Raw genomic sequence first — 19,975 nt, forward strand, 5'->3', positions numbered from 1 at the left:
TTATGCGTATATTTACAGTAAAACGGCTCCTTGGAGCACTGTTATTTATTAGCACCCAAGTGAGTGCTGATTTCATTTTGCTGGATGAAAGCTGGGAACCAGTAAAAAATAAAAAAGCAGCCAGTTTTTATTTAAAACAACCCGTTGAAGTCAAAGACGGCCAGTTTAAAGTTGAGCTCTATTATCTCAATACCGAGGTCATGCACTTTAGCGGCATGGCAACGGGCCACAATTTCACCGACGGACAACTACATGGTCCCTATCAGTTCCGTTTTAGCAGTGGCAAGCTACAGGAAGAAGGCCATTTTGATAAACAAGGCCAACGCCAAGGGCTAGTCAAAATCTACAAAGAAGATGGCTCGCTCGATTGTGACTGTCAATTCGTTAACAATCAACGCGAAGGTGAGCAAATTTTCTACCATATCAACGGTCAAATCAGCATGAAGACCACCATTAAAAATGGCAAAAAGGTCGGCATGAGCGAACACTTTGATAGGGATGGAAATCTTAGGGACAAGGTCTGCAACAGTGGTACTTGTGTTACCCAGTACTTTGACAATGGCAACTTACACCTCGAAATCCCCATGGTAGATGGGCTCAAACATGGCAACGAAACGAGTTGGGGCTTTGGTAAACTGCTTTCGACCCAAGCTTATGTTAAAGATAAAAAACAGGGGGATTATTTTGAATACTTCCCGGATGGCAAGGTCGAGCGCCACTATCAATATCAAGCTGATTATAAGGTCGGTGAACAACTGGCTTACTATGAAAATGGCCAACTCAAATTAAAGGAAGTGACCAACGATAAGGGTGATGTCCTCCAAGCTATCGAATACGATGAACAAGGGCAAATTAAAAAAACCACAGACAGCAAATACCAAGGTAATAGCTGGGTTTATCGTAAACAGCAGCGCTATCGCGATGGCCAATTGATTGAGACTCAAGAAGAAGACAAACTCAAAAACTGGTCACTCTCCGAAACCTTCAAAAAAGGCTTGTTAATCGAGCGCCAGGAGCGACTCAATAAGCAATTGAATGGTTTACAGCTCAAGTCCTTTGACTACAACGATGTCATCACCCTCTCCCGCGAATATTATGAGGCGGGTAAGCGTGAAGGCGCCTATGAAACGGTAAAAATTGAGCCTGCCACAGGGAAAACTCAGCTAGTAGAGCAAGGTCAATATGCCAAGGATAAACAAGCAGGCACTTGGAAGAAATTTCAAGACGACGCCACCCTCACCTATAGCCACGATGATAATGGTGAGCTCCACGGTGAATACCATAACGAGACCAACTCAGGCCAGTTGCTTGAGTCTATTCACTTTAAACATGGCAAGCCTGATGGATTAGTACAACGTTACGCCAATAATGGCCAAGTGTATGAAAAAGGCGTGTACCGCAATGGTCAACAGGATGGCGATTGGATATTTACCGATGGTGAGTACGGTTTCCGCCCAATACCCAACCCTGAAAGACGCTATTGGTATGGTCGCTTCGACCAAGGTAAACGAGTCGGCCATTGGGAATTGCGCTCATCAGAAGACTATGTGCTCCAAATCGCCAATTATGACGAACTAGGCAGGCTTGATGGTAAACAATACGAGTTTAAGGATCATGGCTGGATACGGGTGATTAATAGCTACAATCATGGCCAGTTTTTAAATCAGGAAATGCCCCCCCCTGTGGTCACTTCTGATGATGTTTTCCCTCGGTTTTAGCTTAAGCCTAGACGCTGTGCACTGCATGTAAGTGCACAGCGCAATAGATAAACCAAGCAGTTTAAAATTAGGATTCTTATATAGGCCGCACATACCTTGGCCTTAAGACCCAGAACAAGGAATCAGCATGTTCAATACCCCATTTCGCGTGATTAGCCTCGCCATTGCAGGGGCTAGCATAGTGAGTCTCCATGCGCAGGCCGCGCAAAATCTCTCCTCCATGATGGTCGAAATTCGTCAGCAAGACGGAATTCCCAGCTATTACAATCTCGCCACTGGCATGCCCTTAAATGGCGATATCGCCATAGTCCGCGATAACCAAGGATATACCTTAGGGCAATTTTCCCAGGGGATACCGAATGGTAAATGGCAAGTATTTCATACCAATAACAGCAAGCTTATCGAAGGAAACTATCAGCAGGGTTATCAAGATGGCACTTGGCGACTGTTCGATTTAAGTGGTGCAGTCACAGAGGAGCAGCAATTTACCAAAGGCGTGCCCACGGGCGAATGGAAGGAATACAACAGCAGCGGCCAGCTCACCCAAACAACACACTATAAAGACGGTAAAAAAGAGCAGGTAAAACGCTTCTATGCCAGTGGCAAACTGCAAGCCCAAGAAAGCTACCTCGACAACCTGCGCCACGGTAAATGGGAAAGTTTCTATGAAAACGGTACTTTATCCCAAAGCCAAAGCTATGCGAACAACCAACTCTCCGGCCCCTATTTAGAGCAAAATCCCGACGGGCAAGTTTCTGTGACAGGTCGCTTCGATGCCGAAGGCCGCCGCCAAGGATTGTGGGAAACCTTCTTCGACGACGGGACTAAATCGAGTGCCAGCCAGTTCAATCTAAATCATCTCGATGGTGAAGAACGGACGTTTTACCCCAATGGCGAACTCGCTAGCCTCTGCCAATATAAGGCAGGGCAACGCCAAGGCAAGTGTCAGCAATTTAACGATGCGGGTAAATTACTAGTTGAAGAACAGTATGTTAACGACGCTTTAGATGGGCAGCAGCAATATTTTAATGCCGAAGGAAACCTCACCAGCGATCTCAACTATAAGCAGAACCAACTTGCCGGTACGCAAAAGTATTTCTACGACAATGGCCAACTTAAGGAACTGCGCAGTTATCAAGACTCAACGCTAGCTGAAAATGGCCAATATCCGCTTCATGGACCATCGGAGCGTTATGATGCCGAAGGTAATTTACTCGAAAAAAGCCACTACGACATGGGCATTCGAGATGGACTATTTGAGCGCTATAGCGCAGGCAAACTGCAATCTTCTGAGCAATGGCAACAGGGGCAGCGACACGGTGAATCACGCCGTTACCATAGCAACGGTCAACTGCGCAGCTTAGATGAATATGTCGAAGGTAAACTGACGGGTAAATCAGAGTCCTACTTTGAGGATGGCACTGTTAATGAGCGGGGCAAACGCATTAACGGTCAATGGGTTGGTCAATATGAATCCTTTTATGACAATGGCAAACCTCGCGAACTCGCCCATTATGCCTCGAAGAAAAAGGAGGATGCCAGCCGTTATCCGCTCGATGGCCATTTTGCCCGCTGGTATGCCAATGGCGATCCTAATGAGGAAGGCGAATATCAAAACGGCAACAAACAAGGCTTATGGATCCAGTACCGCGAAGGCCTAAAACAACGGGAGCAAACCTTCGCCGATGGCAAACTCAATGGTGATTATATTGAGTATTACCACGGACGTCGCCGTGCTGCTGGGCAATATCTCGACAACCAAAAAACGGGTCTGTGGATTGATTATCGCTACGAAGAAAAAGACCCTACCTATGGCACGATTCCAGAAGGGAATATCCAACAAAAAAGCCATTGGCAGGAAAACAAGCGTCACGGAGTTAGGGAGTTTTACAGCTTTAAGCAAGTGGTTTACCGCTCCGAAACCTATGATAAAAATGATAAAACAGGCCCGTATGCCGAATATTATCCCAATAATGGCCAACTAAAACTCAGCGGCACTATGGATAAAGGCAATCAAACTGGACTATGGGAAAGCTGGTTTGAGGATGGGATGCAAGCGGCCAGCACTGAATTTTTAGACGGGCAAAACCATGGTCAATCGAAGGAGTACTACAGTAACGGCCAACTCAAACTAGAGGCAACATATGCCAAAGGCTCGTTCGATGGTCAGGTTAAACAATATCACCAGAACGGTAAGCCACAACTCGTTGAAACTTGGGTTAAAGGCCAAAAAGAAGGCGATGCCAGCTATTATCACAATAATGGCAAGTTAGCCGAGCAAGGCACGTATCTGAGGGATCGTAAGGAAGGTCTATGGCAAAGCTTTTGGCCTAATGGCGAAAAACGCACCGAAGGCAGTTACATCAGTGACCGAGAGTCAGGTGATTGGAATCACTATGATCAACTCGGCAAACTGATTAAAACCGAGCACCACGGCTAACCTAGAAATGGGGTTTAGGATTAAAAAGCGATCTAGCTCAAATAATTATCCTTAACCCCAAATCTAAAAGAAGTTTCATGCAAAGTGTGCCATAACCAATGTCTATACTGACGGCCTTTTTTTCGCTTTGGACAAACTGCCTATGAAGACATTTATGAAAGACGAGTTCGCCCTGCTACTGGGAATACTGACCTTAGTATTCTTTAAAACCGGTGGCGATAGCCTACTCGCCGATGGCACTGCGCTTTCGACCTATATTCCCGTATCACTCGCCCTATTGGGCGTTGTCACTTGGGCCATCTTCTCAGTGGTGCGCCACTCTGATGCGCTAGCGATTAAGCTTGGCGATCCCTATGGCACTTTAATCTTAACCCTATCGGTAATATCACTCGAAGTGGTGATGATCTCTTCAGTGATGCTGACGGGAGAACCCAACCCTGTGATGGCGCGCGACACTATGTTCGCCGTGGTCATGTTGATTATCAATGGCTTAGTGGGATTCACCTTATTACTTGGCGGCTGGCGTTACCACACCCAGCATTTTAATTTAGATGGCGTAAAATCCTATCTGGTCGTCATTATTCCCCTCGCCTTACTCTGTTTAGTGCTACCCAATTTTACCGAAGGCGGCACTATTGGCAGCATGTCTAAAGCCATGTCTTGGATGCTGATCATTATTTCGATTCTGCTCTATGGCGTATTTTTAGTCGTACAAACCAAGAGCCACAGTCATTTCTTTGTCGATGCCGACCATGAAGATCACGAGGAACACCACGGCATATTACGCAGTAATGCCTATCATACCGTGCTATTGATTGGTTACTTGCTAGTGGTGATCTTATTGGCAAAAACCTTAGCCATGCCAATCAATTACAGTGTCGCTACCTTAGGCGCACCGCAGGCATTAGGTGGCTTTATCGTGGCCTGTTTGATCTTGTCACCCGAAGCGGTGGGCGGATTTAAGGCGGCGTTAAACAATCAATTACAGCGGGCGATGAATCTGTATTTCGGCTCAGTGCTCGCCACGATTGCCCTTACTGTTCCAGCGGTTTTAATTATTGGCAGCGTGATAGATCAAGAAGTGCATTTAGGCTTGTCACCCGCCGACATGGTGCTGTTAATCACCAGCTTAATGGTCTGCAAGGTCAGCTTCAGCAGCGGTCGCACCAATGCTCTGCATGGCGCGACGCATATAGTGCTGTTTATCGTTTACTTATTCCTAATGTTTGAACACGCCTAAATCTTCTTAAATCCAAAGCCGAGCGCGACTTATTTGCGTCTCGGCTTACGTTTTTTAGCTGGACTATGGCCCTCAATCTTCCGAGCACCTCGAGCCACCTGAGCACCTCGAGCACCTCGAGCACCTCGAGCACCTCGAGCACCTCGAGCACCTCGAGCAAAGTCCAGCGAAAGGTAACCCAACACTAACCCACTCAACAATCCGCCAATATGGGCAGCATTGTCCACTCCACCCAATAATCCTGCGACCAGACTTATGGTCACAAAAAATGCCAAATTAATACTCAATATCCAGTTGATATCCTGAGGGAAAATCTTTTTCCAAGCCCAAATCACGAGTATGCCTAATAGCCCCATAATGGCGCCCGATGCACCGACACTCACAGTGGCATCATACCAACAGATACTGGCAATACTTGCCAATACCCCAGTGATCAAATACGCCAAAAATAGTCGCCACTTACCGAGTACAGGTTCAAGAAAGCTGCCGACAAAAAACAAGCCGTAAAGATTCAGCGCTAAGTGGGCTAAACCGCCATGGATAAAGGTACTCGTGATTAAGCGCCACCACTCACCTGCAAGCACTTTAGGTCGAAAGTTAGCCCCCCATTCGAGCATGAAACTACCCTGTAAATTAATAAAATGTTGGCTTGACCATGCCATAAGGATAAACACTAAAACATTGAGATACATCAGAATAGGAGTTGCAATAAAACCCGGCTTGGGCCGTATCATTTCAAAAAAATCGTTAAGCTCGGCGATTGTGCCCGCATGATTCAAACGCTTTGTAACTGTTTCAGCTTTAAGCGCTTCTTCATCCAGTTTCACCCGTAGCAAGAGCACAAACCAGATTAAAGCACCTGCAACAAACCAAATCAGCATCCAAGCGAGTTTATTGCCATTACGGGCTTCAAATGGCTCAAACTTCGGCATAACAATCGTTGGGTATTCAGCTTGATAAAGCGGACTTTTTTCCGCTGCGCTAAGTAACTCTCTCTTAAGAGACGAAGGGGCTAATCGTTCAAGGTAAACAAACGTTTGCGGGTCAAACTTATCAAACTCACGTTGGGATTGAGTCAAAAATGCCTTGTATGCTTGTTCTTTTTCATCGGGTTCGAGTCTATTACTGATCTCCTGCTGATAAGTTTTACCATACCAAGCTAAGACAGAAGTTCGGCGACGATCGGCGCCACTCGCAAAAATCGGCATCGCAATATAGAGCGTCATATTCAAGTGACTGTTACCTTTTCCTGTCACCTCAATCTTTCGCTGCACACCAATTTGCGCCTTATCAATATAAGCTTGCTGTAACTGGTAATACTGTGTCTTTTTATGCAGATACAATTCTTGGATCGATGCTAATTGGGTTAACTGACCCGTTGCTGTTTTAAGATACTCCTGCGCAATAATGCAAGGCACAGCCACGAGCTGCACGGCGAAAAGTAGATAGAAAAAGCGCGAATTATCCTTAACAAACTTCAGCAGTTTTAGCCTTGGCCTCAGAAAAATAACCAACAAGAGCCATGACAGTATCAGTGGTAATCCCAAATTGACCAGATCTTCATCTAAGCTAAAAAACTCAAATTTAATCAACAACAGCCAATGGATTAAGCTGTAGCCAGAGATAAATAACAGGCTCATGAATAAGAAGGGAAAATAGATCAGTTGAAGTTTTTTTAGCAGAACAGCCACGCGTATTTCTTCCTTGAGTACATCAATCACTATGGTAATAATACCACGGGGAATTTACCAAAAATCATCAAGGACTTACAGTATTAAAAAAGCCAAAAGCCAGATGGATTGCTCATCTGGCCTTTGGTTTTTTAGTCTTTATAAAGCCGTTAAGGCAAGAGATATGCTCCTGCTCGACTTCTAGGTCAAAGCCTAGGTCTCACTCAACTTAGCTAATTGCTGCTGGCTACGCTGTTTCTTATATTGCTTAGCTTCGGCAGGGATCGGGGTGACTTTGCCTGTCTCTAACCAGTTACGTAAACGGTTTGCATCGGCAATATGGGTATATTTACCGTAGGCATCGAGCACTACAAAGGCCACTTGGCGTTTTGCCATTTCAGTGCGCATCACTAAGCAATGCCCCGCTTCGTTAGTAAAACCAGTTTTGGTGAGATGGATATTCCAGTTATCTTTATAAACCAAACGGTTAGTGTTACGAAAATCTAAGCTGTATTTAGGTTTAGCAAAGGTGACCGTCTTTTTCTCGGTCGAACTCAATTGGCCTAGCATAGGATAACCTTCACTGGCCTTAAGCAGCACAATCAGGTCGCTAGCACTAGAGACGTTTTTGTACGACAAACCCGTCGGCTCAACATAACGGGTATTCTTCATGCCCAGTGCTTTAGCTTTGGCATTCATCGCTTTAATAAAGGCTTTATGACCACCAGGATAATGGTGAGCAAGGCTCGCTGCTGCGCGGTTTTCTGATGACATTAAAGTCAGCAATAACATGTCTTTACGGCTAATTTCACTGCCGATACGCACTCTAGAATATACGCCGCGCATTTCTTTGGTGTCGTTAATATTAACCGCTAACTTTTCGTCCATCGCCAGCTTTGCATCTAAGGTCACCATGGCCGTCATCAGCTTAGTCACTGAGGCGATGGGCACCACGGCATTAGGGTTACTCGAATATAAAACTTCATTGGTTTTAAGGTCGACCACCATAGCGCTACTCGATGCCACTTCTTGCTGTTTTGCAGGTGCTTTTTTAGCGGGTGCATTTTTGTTGGCATGTTTAGTAGTGACAGAGGCCGAATCGGCTGAATGCGCTGTCGCGGCAACAGTGAGACTGCTGCATACAAGGATAAAACTACTGAGCAGAAAACGGATCTTCATTTAGATTTCACTGAATAGATAAGGGATAGATTGTGCTATGGCACAAGGTTTGGCTAAGTATAGGAGTTCTACCGTGAAAGAAATAGAATGCAATTAGACTTTTATCTGCAAGATCAGCAGTTTCTCCTCGATTTTTCTTATGTAAAACCAGCTTAACCTGTCACTAATCTTGAATAATCAAGCGGCTAGATCCAGTCTTTTGACTTACTACAGCAACTACGTCTTTAAAAGAGAGTTTTGGCAGTAGAATCATTGGCAATAAAAATAATGAACGACTTTTTACACTTTTAACAAAAGCGGCTGCAGTTCAGGGATTTTAAGGATTGGAAGATGTGATTTATGGCGTATAAACGCATTAACATACGCCATAAATACCGAGATTGAGCCGTTATAAGCTAACGTAAAACAAATTCGAGCAATGCTTCAGTATCTTGGCTCTCTTGAATTAATTGACCCGTCAGCACAAACCCGTGTTTTAAGAGGACTCGCTGGGAGGCCAGATTATGCTTAGCCACTTCGGCAAAGAGTGGCCTCGCACTCACTAAAGGCAAAAATTGCGCTAAGGTTTGGGTCGCGATGCCTTTGCCCCAGTAATCACGGTCAATCCAATATCCTATCAGCGCTTGCCCGTCACTGTGCCAATGGCCTATGTTGCCCACAAACTTGCCATCGAAATCGATAGCCTTCGCTAGCACATTGACTTGCCCAAGAATATTCCCATGCCAATGCCTAAAAAACGCTTCCCGATCCCTTGGTGGAAACTGTGCAAGCTGGTTAGCAATGGGATCGCTTTGATGGGCAAAAATCGCCTCAAGATCAGTTTCTTCAACCGGACGTAGACTCACGCTTTGTTGTGTTTTTAACGGTTTATCTCGCTCATTAGACATCTGCAATCATCCTGAATACTTTGTATTTCAACTGGGTACAGCATGCCATATTTAGGACGGGTCACAAGCAAAAAAAAGGCGCATAACTGAGAAGGTGTTAGCGCCCGAAGAGGCAAATTTGCCAAAATTGAGGTGTGTAAATTCAAGCCATAAAACTCACACGATAAAATTCAAAACCTAGATAAAAATCAACGCAAAAACGGGGGCGCCTAACACCATAGCGATACCAATAAAAATCATCGTCAAACTGGCGATAACGCCTTCTTGCTGGCCGATTTCAGTGGCTTTTGCCGCGCCAGCACCGTGGGCCGAGGCGCCGAGTGCCACACCTTTACCTAACGAAGTACGAATCCGCATAAATTTGAATAGCGGCTCGCACACCAACATACCAATCACGCCTGTGATTAACACCATCATGGCCGTCAACTCAGGTACGCCGCCAAAGGCACTGGTGGCCTCCATAGCAAAGGGCGTCGACACCGAACGCACCAGCAAACTCTTAGACAATTCCACCGGCAGAGGCACAAACTTCACCAGCAACCATGAAGAAATCATCCCCAGAAATAATCCGGCCGTTACACCTAACCCTATCGTCAGCGGATATTGGCGGATCAAGTTACGCTCACGATAAATCGGCAAAGCAAAGGCGATAGTCGCGGGCGCCAACATGGCCATCAACCAATGGGTGTATTCAAAATAGGTTGGCAGCGGGATCTTAAGATTAAACACCAATAAGGTAATCACTATCGGCGCCAACACTATGGGCGCTAACCACCAGACTCTGTGGTACTTATAGAGACGCTTAGCGCCGAAGTAACAAAATACCGTCAGCAATAAACTAAATAGGGCTAATCCGGTCTGCGACAACACAAAATCCATCACTCTTGAGTCAGTCATAACTAAGCTGCCTTAGCGTGGCGACGGGCCTGCTTTTTGATGTTCAGTTGGCGCTCAAAACGAAACACTCTGTCGACCACAAAGCCAGTACCAAACATCACGCACACACTGCCCATCACTAAAGTGAACAATATATTGGTGCCGTATTGCTCAAACAAACCTTCGTACTTAATGACCGAAATCACAGGCGGGATAAAAAACAGCAATAATTCACCAATCAACCAAGCGGCACCCAGTTGCACGGCATTTTCGGGAATGAGTTTAAAACCTAATAAAAATAAGAGTATGCCTAAGCCAATCACACTCCCAGGAATAGGAGAATGTGCCCAAGTGGCGAACCAGTGACAAGCGAAGGACAGTAAACAGAAGAGGCCGATTTGGGTTAATAACAAAGCCCAATGTCGACACTGACGTATTGCGGCTTGTGGGAATGACATGATTTTCTCGGTTAGAACAAAGTTTTCTATGGGGCTATTCTAGGCTTGCTTATTTGATAAAAAAAATGAATATTAAGAATGTAATACATGAATTTTAAGAATGCATTTAAAGGTGAAGCCCAATGGACCTCAAAGTTATTCGCTATTTTATCGAAATCGTCGATGCCGGAGGCTTTGGTAAAGCCAGCGAAAAAGTCCATCTCACCCAACCTGCGTTATCAAAAGCCGTGCGCCAGTTAGAACAAGAACTCGATCTCACCCTGCTTGAGCGCGGTAAACGCGGCACCCAAGTCAAACTCACTCCCGCAGGCGAAGTCGTTTATCGACACGGTAAAGACCTGCTCGCAGGGCGACAACGCATGCTCGCCGAACTCACGGCGCAGCGCAGCTTAACTGCGGGCGAACTCAATCTGGGATTAGCGCCGCTGGGCAGCGCCGAGATTTTTGCTCCCATTATTGCTAAGTATCGCCAGCAATATCCGCAAATTGACATGCACTTGCTCGTCCGTGGCGGTGTAGAACAAACTTCGGCGATCCAAAAGGGTGAGATTGAACTAGCCACAGGGATTATCGATTTTGATGATGGCTATGATGGTATTCGGGTGTTTAACGATCCTATGGTAGTGGTGCTTCCCAAGGAAAATCCGTTATCCACCCGACAGATATTGTCGTTTAGGGATCTCAGCGCCGATCCTCAAGTGATGTTCGAAACCGAATACACCCTCTATCAATTAGTGCTCAATGCCTGCCGACACGCCGGATTTGTCCCGAAAAACATTACCCGCGTCAGCCAAGCCGATTTCGGGATTGCCTTAGTCGCGGCGGGCACTGGGGTGATGGTATTGCCGCGCTCCATCGCGCGGCGCTACAGTGTACCCGGCGTCGTGAATATCCCGCTGGCGAGTGACGAGCTGCGCTGGGAGTTATCGCTCTTTTGGCGCAAAGACCAAGTATTGTCCTTTGCAGCTCAAGCCATGATCGCTTTAGTCGAGAAGCACTTAACTCATAAGTGACACTATGTTACCAAGGGATCACTAAGCTCAAACGCACTAGCGTATCGCTATCCCATGGCAGAATAGGCAAATACTCAGCCGAGTTAACATCGACTTTGGCATAGTGATCTAAATTGTATTGCGTGTGCTCGGCGCTCAGCACGAGCATGCTGTTAGGACGCCAAAAATCGGTTTGGTAACTCAGCTCAAAGCGATATTGATTCTCTAACCATTTGCCCTCGTCCTGCCATGTCTGCGCGGCAACCTGCATATGTAGCTTAGGCGTCACATCCGCCCCGACACTTCCCATAAAAGTATAAGCAAACGTACCATTGCCAAAATCGCCACGGTCGTAACCTCGGGTTCTAGGCACATCGTCATCGATTTCGAGATAGTAATAACCCGCCCCCGCCTTCAACTGGGCCTGTAATTGTTGTCCGTCAAAGTTAGCCGTCAGCCCAGGAAATACCTTAGCTTGCTTCTCGACCGAGCTAACGGTATTACGTTTGCCCTGTAAATCGAACTGCCAACCCAATGAAAACTCTGGATTAATAAGATACAACTCACCACTCGCAGCATAGGTGGACTTAAACCACACAGGGATATGGTCAGGGTCGAGTTTATCGACATCTACGTCTATATAAGCATCCAGCGCCGCCGTCAGCAAAATATCGCTTTGGGTTTTATGTTCTAACAATAGACTCGCATTCACCCCTAAGGTGTGAGAATCCTCGACCACAAAATCATGGCTGCCTAAGCTGTAATGCCACTGAGTTTGCTCTTCGGCCTGCAGTGCACTCGATAAGCACAGGGCTAAACACACTAATGCTGAGTTGAGATAGTTCACTTTTGACTCCTGAAACATCGTTTCTAGTTTGATAATCAAATCAACCAGAGGGTTAAACTGCATAAAATAGGAATAACACCAACTAAGGTTGCCGTTAAAGAGCGGCTAAACTAGCCAATTTAATCGAAGAATAATAGACGATAGTTCAAATTATGACACTCTCATTGAGAAGCCGCTAATAAACACCACAGAAGTACAGATAGCCAAAAACCTAACAGTAACAATAGATATAGACCAAGGCACAAGAATTCAACCCAGAAAAAACAACTTATACACAAATTTGTACGGGAAAGCAGCGGCCCTCATTCTTGCGACTGAAAACCATAAAAATAAAATGAATTTTTAATCAAATTAAAAGCATAATTATTGACACAACATGCTCATCTGCCTATAGTCGCCACACTGATAGTGAAATCGATAAGAGAGTCTTAAATGAAAAAATCCATGTTATTAGGCGGCCTGACCTTAACTGCCACCTTGTTGTTAGCTGGATGCGGAAAAAGCGATGACGTGTTAGTCGTTGGCACCAATGCCGCCTTCCCTCCTTTTGAATATGTTGGCGGCCAAAGTGGTGATGAAATCAAAGGCTTTGATATCGATCTGGCCAAGCAAATCGCTAAAGATGCTGGCAAGACGCTGAAAGTCGAAAACATGAAATTCGATTCACTGATCGTCGCGCTTAACTCAGGCAAGATTGATTTTATCGCCTCAGGCATGACGATTACCGCTGAACGTCAGGCCAACGTAAACTTCTCAGAGCCTTACTACGAAGCGACCCAAGTGGTACTGGTTAACAAAGATAACGATAGCATTCATACGCTTGAAGATATTAAAGGCAAACACTTTGCGGTGCAGTTAGGCACAACCGCTGACATCATGTCGAAAAAATACACCCAAAATATCACCGCCTTTAATACGGGTTTCGAAGCCATTATGGAGCTTAAAAATTCAAAGGTAGATTTAGTGTTATTCGACAGCGAACCTGCCGCTAACTATCTGGCTAAAAATCCTGAATTAAAGATGATCAAACTGGATTTTCCTGCTGAGTTTTATGGCTTCGCCGTGTCAAAAGAGCAGCCTGAACTGCTGGCTAGCATCAATAAAACACTGGCTAAGATGAAAGCCGACGGCCAATATCAGACGCTCGTTTCTGCCCATATAAAGTGATATCAGCATGATAGACGCAATTAACAGCTCGCTGTTCAGCCCAATTGGCGAAGACGGCATGATAGGTATACTGCTGATATTAAATGGTTTGAAGGTGACGTTAATCGTCACTTTCTTCGCCATGTTATTAGGCGCAGTGTTAGGCATTGGCACCACCTTTATGAAGATGTCGTCTAAGTGGTATATCCGCTTCCCCGCCAATCTTTATGTCGGTGTTATCCGTGGCACGCCAGTGGTTGTGCAATTAGTGATCCTTTACTTCATCGTGCTTTCAGCCTTAGATGTCGATAAAATCACCGCCGCCATCATCGCCTTTGGTCTCAATAGCGGCGCGTATATCTCTGAGATTATCCGCGCGGGCATTCAAGCCGTCGATAAAGGTCAAACCGAAGCGGCCCGTTCACTTGGCTTGTCCCAAGCAATGACCATGAAATCGATTATTTTGCCCCAAGCAGTCAAGAATATTCTGCCCGCACTTGGTAATGAATTTATCGTGCTCCTCAAGGAAACCGCCGTTATTGGCTTTATCGGTGGTGTCGACCTTATGCGCGCCGGTGAAATCATCCGTAGCCGCACCTTCGAGGACAGTGTGCCGTTATTTACCTGCGCACTCATCTACCTATTCCTGACCTACAGCTTCACATTTGTGCTGTCGAAATTTGAAAAGAGGTTGAAACAAAGTGATTAAAATAACCAACCTGCATAAAAACTTCGGCGATAACCAAGTGCTCAAGGGCATTAGCGAGCATATTCGTCAGGGCGAAGTGGTGAGCGTGATCGGTCCAAGCGGCAGTGGCAAGAGTACCTTTTTGCGCTGTATCAATCTGTTAGAGCAGCCAAGCCAAGGCGATATCGAGATTGAAGGTCAATTGATCACAGCGCCAAACGCCTGCGTAGATAAACTGCGGCAAAAAGTGGGCATGGTGTTTCAAAACTTTAACCTGTTCCCCCATAAAACCGTCATCCAAAACATCACCTTAGCGCCCATTAGTCTAAAACTGATGACGCCAGCTCAAGCCGAGACCAAAGCCCTCGACCTACTGGCACAGGTTGGTTTAAGTGACAAAGCCAATGCCTACCCCGCCAGTTTATCGGGCGGCCAAAAGCAAAGGGTCGCCATTGCCCGCGCATTAGCGATGGAACCAGACTTGATGCTGTTCGATGAGCCAACATCGGCACTCGATCCCGAAATGGTCGGGGATGTATTAGACGTGATGAAAGACTTAGCGCTAAAGGGCATGACCATGGTGATTGTCACCCACGAAATGGGTTTCGCACGGGATGTATCCGATCGCGTGATCTTTATGGACGGCGGTTATGTGGTCGAATCGAGCCCACCCGATGAACTATTTAGCCACCCCAAAGAAGCCCGTACCCAAGCGTTTTTAAGTAAGGTACTGCGCTAACCTAGACTGGCTGATTTGATTCAGTTGAATTTAGTGAGTTGAATTTAATTCAGTTAAAACAATCACGCTCACTGCCGTTACCTTGATCAGTACGTGCAGTGAGCGAAGGATTCCAACTAAGTCTCCTAGATCTCCCTCAAATACCTAAAGCCAAATCAGAGCTTAATACGAGAGCTCATCCATTAATTTTTGCTGTCAGCACATGATCCCGCCATAGCCCTGCAATCATCAAGTAATCTCGGGCAAAACCTTCCTTTTCAAATCCTAGTTGCGCCAAAACCGCAGCACTGCGCTTATTTTCAGGCATATAATTTGCCATGATCCGATGAAGCCCAACTTCCTTGAACATGTAATCTATTCCTGCAGATAAGATCTCAGTCATCAACCCCTGCCCCTCAAATCTTTGTGAAATAGAATAGCCAAGGAAACAGGCTTGAAAAGCTCCGCGGGTAACGCCTGTAAAATTACAGATGCCTATGACTTCCTGCCTGTTTTTTGTCAGTGCGACAAACTTAAATTCACTACCATTGCTAAAAGCTTGCTCCGACGCAGTTAACGACTCTTGCCAATATTCAAGTGTTAAATAATGACTTCCACGAATAGGTTCCCAAGGCGCTAAATGTTGTTGATTATCTTGATAGTAGTTCAACAACAAATGCGCAAAATCCCTATCTAGCACTTCAATTAAGCTTCTTTGTGTTTCAATCATTTTCATCACTTATCCTAAATCCAGTTTCAAAAATTTTTTGAAACTAATACCTGTCTTGATCACATTGTTTTTTACTTGAACCTGCTTAAAATGCTGCCATTGAATTTGTATTCCTGATGATTTGGAGCTGTTACATGAATGATTTAAGTTTCTTCGCCAAAAAACGTTACACCACTAAAGCCTTTGATCCAACAAAGACGATTCCAGCGGAAAAAATTGCAGACATCAAAACCCTACTGCAATTCAGCCCCTCGTCAGTAAACTCACAGCCTTGGCATTTTGTACTAGCAAGCACGGCCGAAGGTAAAGCGTTAATCGCCCAAGCAACCGAGAATTATGCGTTTAATACCCAAAAAATCCTCAATGCTTCCCATGTGGTGGTGCTCTGCACTCGCACTCAATTAGATGAAGCGTATTTGCTGCAAATCCTTGAACAAGAGGAAAAAGATGGCCGCTTAGCTAATGAGGAAGCAAAACAAGCACAACATAATGGCCGCTCTTTCTTCGCCAACATGCATAAATTTGAGATGAAAGATGCCCAACATTGGATGGAGAAACAGGTCTATTTAGCGCTCGGCACCTTAATGCTCGGCGCAAGCGTGTTAGATATCGATACTTGTCCGATTGAAGGTTTTGATGCCACTAAAATGAATCAAGTCTTAGGCTTAAGAGAACAAGGTCTATGCGCCTGCGTGGTTGTCGCCTTGGGTTATCACGCAGAAGATGATTTCAACGCTAAATTGCCTAAATCTCGCCTAGAACAAGAGGTGATTTTCACCGAAATCTAGTTCTACCTCTTAAGTGAACAATCAGCATGCCCTTGATTTGATGTGATATAAACAAGGGCATATTTTTTAGCGCAGTAACCCGCTTCAGCAACAACATCCTAAAACCTGTCTGCTATTAACGACTTATTTGCACAAGAAACCATCTAAAGTAGGAGTAAACCACCACGGTATTGCTCTAAAATTCATCTTTGCCTACACTTTGCCTCTATGGCATGATTTGCTGCACAGTCCAGAACGGCATAGCTTAGTGGATCATCGTTTATCGTAGTTTCGAGTCATCTTTTTTGCAGCCCAGCGGTTTTATCGGCGCATTGGTCACACTCACAATTTAGGATGGGACAGTCAGTATGTTATTTGCCAAACCCTCGCTCACTGAAGAACCTCAATCGATTCGAGTTGCAAACACTAAGGGCGATAACCCACTGATTTGGCCATTACTCACGGTTTTACAAGCCTCGAACCAAAGTTGGAAAATTCATCATTTAGCCACAGAATTACAAACTCAAGGGCTAATCCACCAGCTTGATGAAAATCCGGGTAACGATTTATTCAAACGTAACTTCCTGCTGATGAACGCCTTGTTTGAACTGCAAGAAATATTACTGCCAAAGCAATGGCTGCAAGTCAAAGCCATGGAAATCCAAATCTTCCGCTTAGTCCCATCGAACGTTAACCTGCTGATTATGCAAGATACGTCCCTGCGTGAGTATTATCTCGATTGGAATAACTACGATACCAGCGAAAACGTAGTGCGTGAATTGCTTGAGGCCTTCTGGAGCAATTATAAGAGCTATATTGGCTTAAATATCAATCTGATGAATAAGGGTAATGCACTGCGGGTTTTCGAATTAGACGAGAGTGCTACCGCCCGTGATATCCGCAAGCAATGGCGCCGTTTAGCGCTCAAGTGGCACCCAGACAGACCCGAAGGTGATGCGGCGCGTTTTCGCGAAGTGTGCGAGGCGTGGCAGTCACTAAGGGACATTGCCTAAGCATTTCACCAGCGATAGTACTTGCCATTAATCAACACCTATCGAATCGTTACCTATCGACACCTATCGCTTTAGCGGTGTGATCCTGTCTGCACTATTGCGACGCTAAAGTAAATCTAAGACGAAACTTCCATTGGGATCACAGATTTACCCCAGTCGCGACGGGCCAATTCAGTCATAATTAAGCCTTTCCATTTAACCTGAACTTATGCGTCAACGCTGGCATTTTGGCTAGCTTAACTCCTAGGTTGAAGCTCACTCTATCGCTTATGCTGGCCGTTGAATGTCGACAATAACAACGACTGACACAGTGAATTCAATCCCACCGAATTTGAGGAAACTATGATTAAACAATTAGCCTTGGCTGTAACCTTAGCAATTGCGCCCTTGAGCAGCTTTGCCGCCAATTTTGTTGAAGGCACACATTACACTCAAATCTCGGCCAAAGCGCCTAGCAGCGAACCTAAACTCACTGAATTCTATTCATTTTATTGCCATAATTGCTTCAATATGGAAACCAACTATTTGCCAGATATCAAGGCAAACCTCAACAAACAGATAAGTTTCGACAATAAGCATGTCGACTTTATGAATAGCGATATTGGTACCGAAGTGATGCGCTCTTTGGCCGTGATCCAAAGCCTTGATAATAAAGACGCCTTAACCCATGCCATGTTTACCGCAATCCAAGGTGCTGAGGGCGCAAACGGTCACGATCACAGTGCACCAGGCCATCAACATGAGCCGCAAATTAATAGCCGTGATGACATCAAAAAAGTCTTCGCCCAATTTGGTGTCGATGCCGCTAAATACGACGAATTAGCCGATAGCAAAAGCACCGATGAAAAGCTGGCCCTGTGGCGCACTCAGCAAAATGAATTCAAAATCGACAGCGTCCCCGCCTTTATCGTGAACGATAAATACGCCGTAAACTTAAACAGCATCAAAACCTTAGATGAGCTAATTGGGTTAATTAACTATCTTGCCGTTGAGAAAGATGCCGCAACCGCTAAAACCTCATCGGGTGGCAGCCTAGGCTGGTTATTTCTAGTCTTTGCCGCCGCGATAGGTGTGACGCGTCAGCAACGTCTTAGCTAAACCAGACACAAAGGTTCGTTTAAGGTACAAGCGTTAATCCAAGATACGCGCCAGCATAAAAAATGGCCTCCAAATTGGGAGGCCATTTTTATTCGCATTCGATACAAGCTTTCAATACAAGTACTTAACATTAGTTCTGAACCTATTATTGGCGAATAAAATCGAGAATATGGCTCGCTGCCAAGACTAAATGTACGATCAAGAAACCGATAAAAGCCTGCGCAAAAATTTGATGATAACCGCGCCACGCCAGCGCTGTGGGTGTGCTTTGAAATAACAACCAAACGACACCCGTAATCCCTGTCGCCACCAGCAGTAGCATGCCTATACCTTCGATGGCACTAAATAACCCTTTGCCGCCTGCGACGGGGAATTTGCCTTTTGTGAGTCCAACCATATCCTGTTTTAACTGTGCCCAGTCGCCAACTAGCCAACCAAAGTATTGGTGCCATTTGCCCTGCAAGGTATTGCTGAGCAAGAACAATATCCCCAGCACTGCGCACGCTAACCCTAAATACACATGCAAATAGTCCCAAAAACCGGCGTTATCGGGTATCCGTCGGCCCATAAAAATCCACGGGCTGGCACACACGAGTAAACTGCTCGATATCACAATCCACACATGCAGATACGCCATCATGACTCGGAACAAGGAGCTGAGTTTACTCATTATATTTTTCATCCTACTTAATGCTTCCTTTGCCCTTTGCGATGAATGCATTCGTGACGGCTTAATGAACGCGAATAAAGTGAACTAGGGCAAAACGCGGCGCCGCGATTTAATGCCAGAATTAGGCGCGATGGATCTGCTCACCAAAATCATCCACTTTCTGCCAATCCGTGTATTCCACATTCGTAACAGGATCCGTTGGTCCTTTCGTTAACCACATGATGAAACGGATGATATTTCTATCTAAGGCGTTATAACCTTGGTAATTCAGGTTACCCCCAAAAACGCGTAATAACTGTGGCCGCCAAGTGATTTTACTTAAGAATGCCTGCATATAAGGATTGGTTTCTGGGGTGTTTTTCTCAAGTTTACGCGCGACTAAACTAACGGAGAAAAAACCGCTGACCTTATCCGTCAACACAGCTTGATGTTTTTCAATAAATTCGTACAAGCTAGGATTATGTTTACCATGGCGAATACTGGCGCCAATGATGATTTTATCGAACTCATTGAGCGCGGGAGCGGCCTTGATATCGGCGGTAACCACCTCATTGTCCAAGGCCGTTAACTGCTGCGCGAGCTTAGTTGCAATTTTTTGGGTCTGGCCGTGAACACTAGAATAAATGATGAGAATTCTTTTCAATTTAGCCTCGATTAATCCCAAGTAAAATAACCATTAAGATATTTCATATTAGGTGATTTACCCTGCAATTTACATGAAATAGATCACGGGCTTAGCCCCAAACCACTCAGGTATATGCGGTAGTTTTAGCAAGCTCACAAAAAAAGGCAAACCCTGAGGTTTGCCCATACTGAAATACAGTAAACAGGATGAATC

General features: G+C 45.3%; 19 protein-coding genes. 10 read left to right on the forward strand and 9 right to left on the reverse strand.

From position 1 onward, the window contains the following. The first annotated feature begins 2 nt into the window (after positions 1–2). From Q4Q50_RS08095 to Q4Q50_RS08105, 3 genes are all read left to right on the forward strand, one after another. A complete protein-coding gene (locus Q4Q50_RS08095; RefSeq protein WP_311898997.1) occupies positions 3–1,718 on the forward strand; it encodes a toxin-antitoxin system YwqK family antitoxin in 1,716 nt (571 codons plus the stop codon). A gap of 127 nt (positions 1,719–1,845) precedes the next feature. Beyond that, complete coding sequence (locus tag Q4Q50_RS08100) at positions 1,846–4,158, forward strand: toxin-antitoxin system YwqK family antitoxin (protein ID WP_311898998.1); 2,313 nt, start codon at positions 1,846–1,848, stop codon at positions 4,156–4,158. Between the two features lie 142 nt (positions 4,159–4,300). Continuing rightward, positions 4,301–5,398 (forward strand): calcium:cation antiporter, encoded by a 1,098-nt coding sequence (locus Q4Q50_RS08105; RefSeq protein ID WP_259483547.1) that lies wholly within the window; start codon positions 4,301–4,303, stop codon positions 5,396–5,398. Positions 5,399–5,427: 29 nt separating this feature from the next. On the opposite strand, the gene Q4Q50_RS08110 is transcribed toward Q4Q50_RS08105, so the two are convergent. The 5 genes from Q4Q50_RS08110 to Q4Q50_RS08130 all read right to left on the reverse strand — a co-directional run bounded on the left by Q4Q50_RS08110 (position 5,428) and on the right by Q4Q50_RS08130 (position 10,468). Continuing rightward, a complete protein-coding gene (locus Q4Q50_RS08110; RefSeq protein WP_311898999.1) occupies positions 5,428–7,089 on the reverse strand; it encodes a rhomboid family intramembrane serine protease in 1,662 nt (553 codons plus the stop codon). A gap of 192 nt (positions 7,090–7,281) precedes the next feature. Beyond that, positions 7,282–8,247, reverse strand: a complete 966-nt coding sequence (pbpG, locus tag Q4Q50_RS08115) for a D-alanyl-D-alanine endopeptidase (protein ID WP_220592148.1) — start codon at positions 8,245–8,247, stop codon at positions 7,282–7,284. 395 nt (positions 8,248–8,642) lie between these two features. Further along, complete coding sequence (locus Q4Q50_RS08120) at positions 8,643–9,134, reverse strand: GNAT family N-acetyltransferase (RefSeq protein ID WP_259483545.1); 492 nt, start codon at positions 9,132–9,134, stop codon at positions 8,643–8,645. A gap of 177 nt (positions 9,135–9,311) precedes the next feature. Further along, entirely contained in the window at positions 9,312–10,031 is a 720-nt protein-coding gene (locus Q4Q50_RS08125) for an LrgB family protein (protein ID WP_311899000.1), read from the reverse strand. 2 nt (positions 10,032–10,033) lie between these two features. Further along, positions 10,034–10,468, reverse strand: coding sequence for a CidA/LrgA family protein (locus Q4Q50_RS08130; protein ID WP_006082862.1), 435 nt, complete (start codon positions 10,466–10,468; stop codon positions 10,034–10,036). A gap of 122 nt (positions 10,469–10,590) precedes the next feature. Between Q4Q50_RS08130 and Q4Q50_RS08135 the strand changes: the two genes are divergently transcribed. Further along, positions 10,591–11,481 carry a LysR family transcriptional regulator gene (locus tag Q4Q50_RS08135; RefSeq protein WP_012088404.1) on the forward strand — a complete coding sequence of 297 codons (891 nt, stop codon included), beginning with the start codon at positions 10,591–10,593 and terminating at the stop codon, positions 11,479–11,481. Positions 11,482–11,488: 7 nt separating this feature from the next. On the opposite strand, the gene Q4Q50_RS08140 is transcribed toward Q4Q50_RS08135, so the two are convergent. Further along, on the reverse strand, positions 11,489–12,307 hold the full coding sequence (locus Q4Q50_RS08140) for a hypothetical protein (RefSeq protein WP_006082864.1): 819 nt from the start codon (positions 12,305–12,307) through the stop codon (positions 11,489–11,491). Between the two features lie 432 nt (positions 12,308–12,739). On the opposite strand from Q4Q50_RS08140, the gene Q4Q50_RS08145 reads away from it, so the two are divergent. The 3 genes from Q4Q50_RS08145 to Q4Q50_RS08155 are packed head-to-tail and all read left to right on the forward strand — an operon-like array spanning position 12,740 to position 14,880. Next, positions 12,740–13,474 (forward strand): basic amino acid ABC transporter substrate-binding protein, encoded by a 735-nt coding sequence (locus Q4Q50_RS08145; protein WP_311899002.1) that lies wholly within the window; start codon positions 12,740–12,742, stop codon positions 13,472–13,474. 7 nt (positions 13,475–13,481) lie between these two features. After that, positions 13,482–14,162 (forward strand): amino acid ABC transporter permease, encoded by a 681-nt coding sequence (locus Q4Q50_RS08150; protein ID WP_115335381.1) that lies wholly within the window; start codon positions 13,482–13,484, stop codon positions 14,160–14,162. Beyond that, positions 14,155–14,880, forward strand: a complete 726-nt coding sequence (locus tag Q4Q50_RS08155) for an amino acid ABC transporter ATP-binding protein (RefSeq protein ID WP_028761645.1) — start codon at positions 14,155–14,157, stop codon at positions 14,878–14,880. Before Q4Q50_RS08150 ends, Q4Q50_RS08155 begins: the two co-directional genes overlap by 8 nt. Before the next feature lie 175 nt (positions 14,881–15,055). On the opposite strand, the gene rimJ is transcribed toward Q4Q50_RS08155, so the two are convergent. Then, on the reverse strand, positions 15,056–15,595 hold the full coding sequence (gene rimJ, locus Q4Q50_RS08160) for a ribosomal protein S5-alanine N-acetyltransferase (protein ID WP_311899003.1): 540 nt from the start codon (positions 15,593–15,595) through the stop codon (positions 15,056–15,058). 128 nt (positions 15,596–15,723) lie between these two features. Here rimJ and nfsB point away from each other — a divergent pair, with 128 nt between their 5' ends. From nfsB to Q4Q50_RS08175, 3 genes are all read left to right on the forward strand, one after another. Beyond that, on the forward strand, positions 15,724–16,377 hold the full coding sequence (gene nfsB, locus Q4Q50_RS08165) for an oxygen-insensitive NAD(P)H nitroreductase (RefSeq protein ID WP_311899004.1): 654 nt from the start codon (positions 15,724–15,726) through the stop codon (positions 16,375–16,377). Positions 16,378–16,724: 347 nt separating this feature from the next. Further along, positions 16,725–17,369 carry a DNA-J related domain-containing protein gene (locus tag Q4Q50_RS08170; RefSeq protein WP_071940128.1) on the forward strand — a complete coding sequence of 215 codons (645 nt, stop codon included), beginning with the start codon at positions 16,725–16,727 and terminating at the stop codon, positions 17,367–17,369. 342 nt (positions 17,370–17,711) lie between these two features. Beyond that, on the forward strand, positions 17,712–18,467 hold the full coding sequence (locus Q4Q50_RS08175) for a DsbA family protein (RefSeq protein ID WP_311899005.1): 756 nt from the start codon (positions 17,712–17,714) through the stop codon (positions 18,465–18,467). A 145-nt stretch (positions 18,468–18,612) separates the two neighbouring features. On the opposite strand, the gene Q4Q50_RS08180 is transcribed toward Q4Q50_RS08175, so the two are convergent. Further along, entirely contained in the window at positions 18,613–19,140 is a 528-nt protein-coding gene (locus Q4Q50_RS08180) for a cytochrome b/b6 domain-containing protein (protein ID WP_311899043.1), read from the reverse strand. A gap of 118 nt (positions 19,141–19,258) precedes the next feature. Continuing rightward, positions 19,259–19,780 (reverse strand): menaquinone-dependent protoporphyrinogen IX dehydrogenase, encoded by a 522-nt coding sequence (gene hemG / locus Q4Q50_RS08185; RefSeq protein ID WP_311899006.1) that lies wholly within the window; start codon positions 19,778–19,780, stop codon positions 19,259–19,261. Positions 19,781–19,975: the final 195 nt, after the last annotated feature.

It is taken from the genome of Shewanella scandinavica, assembly GCF_031932065.1.
Classification (GTDB): domain Bacteria; phylum Pseudomonadota; class Gammaproteobacteria; order Enterobacterales; family Shewanellaceae; genus Shewanella; species Shewanella baltica.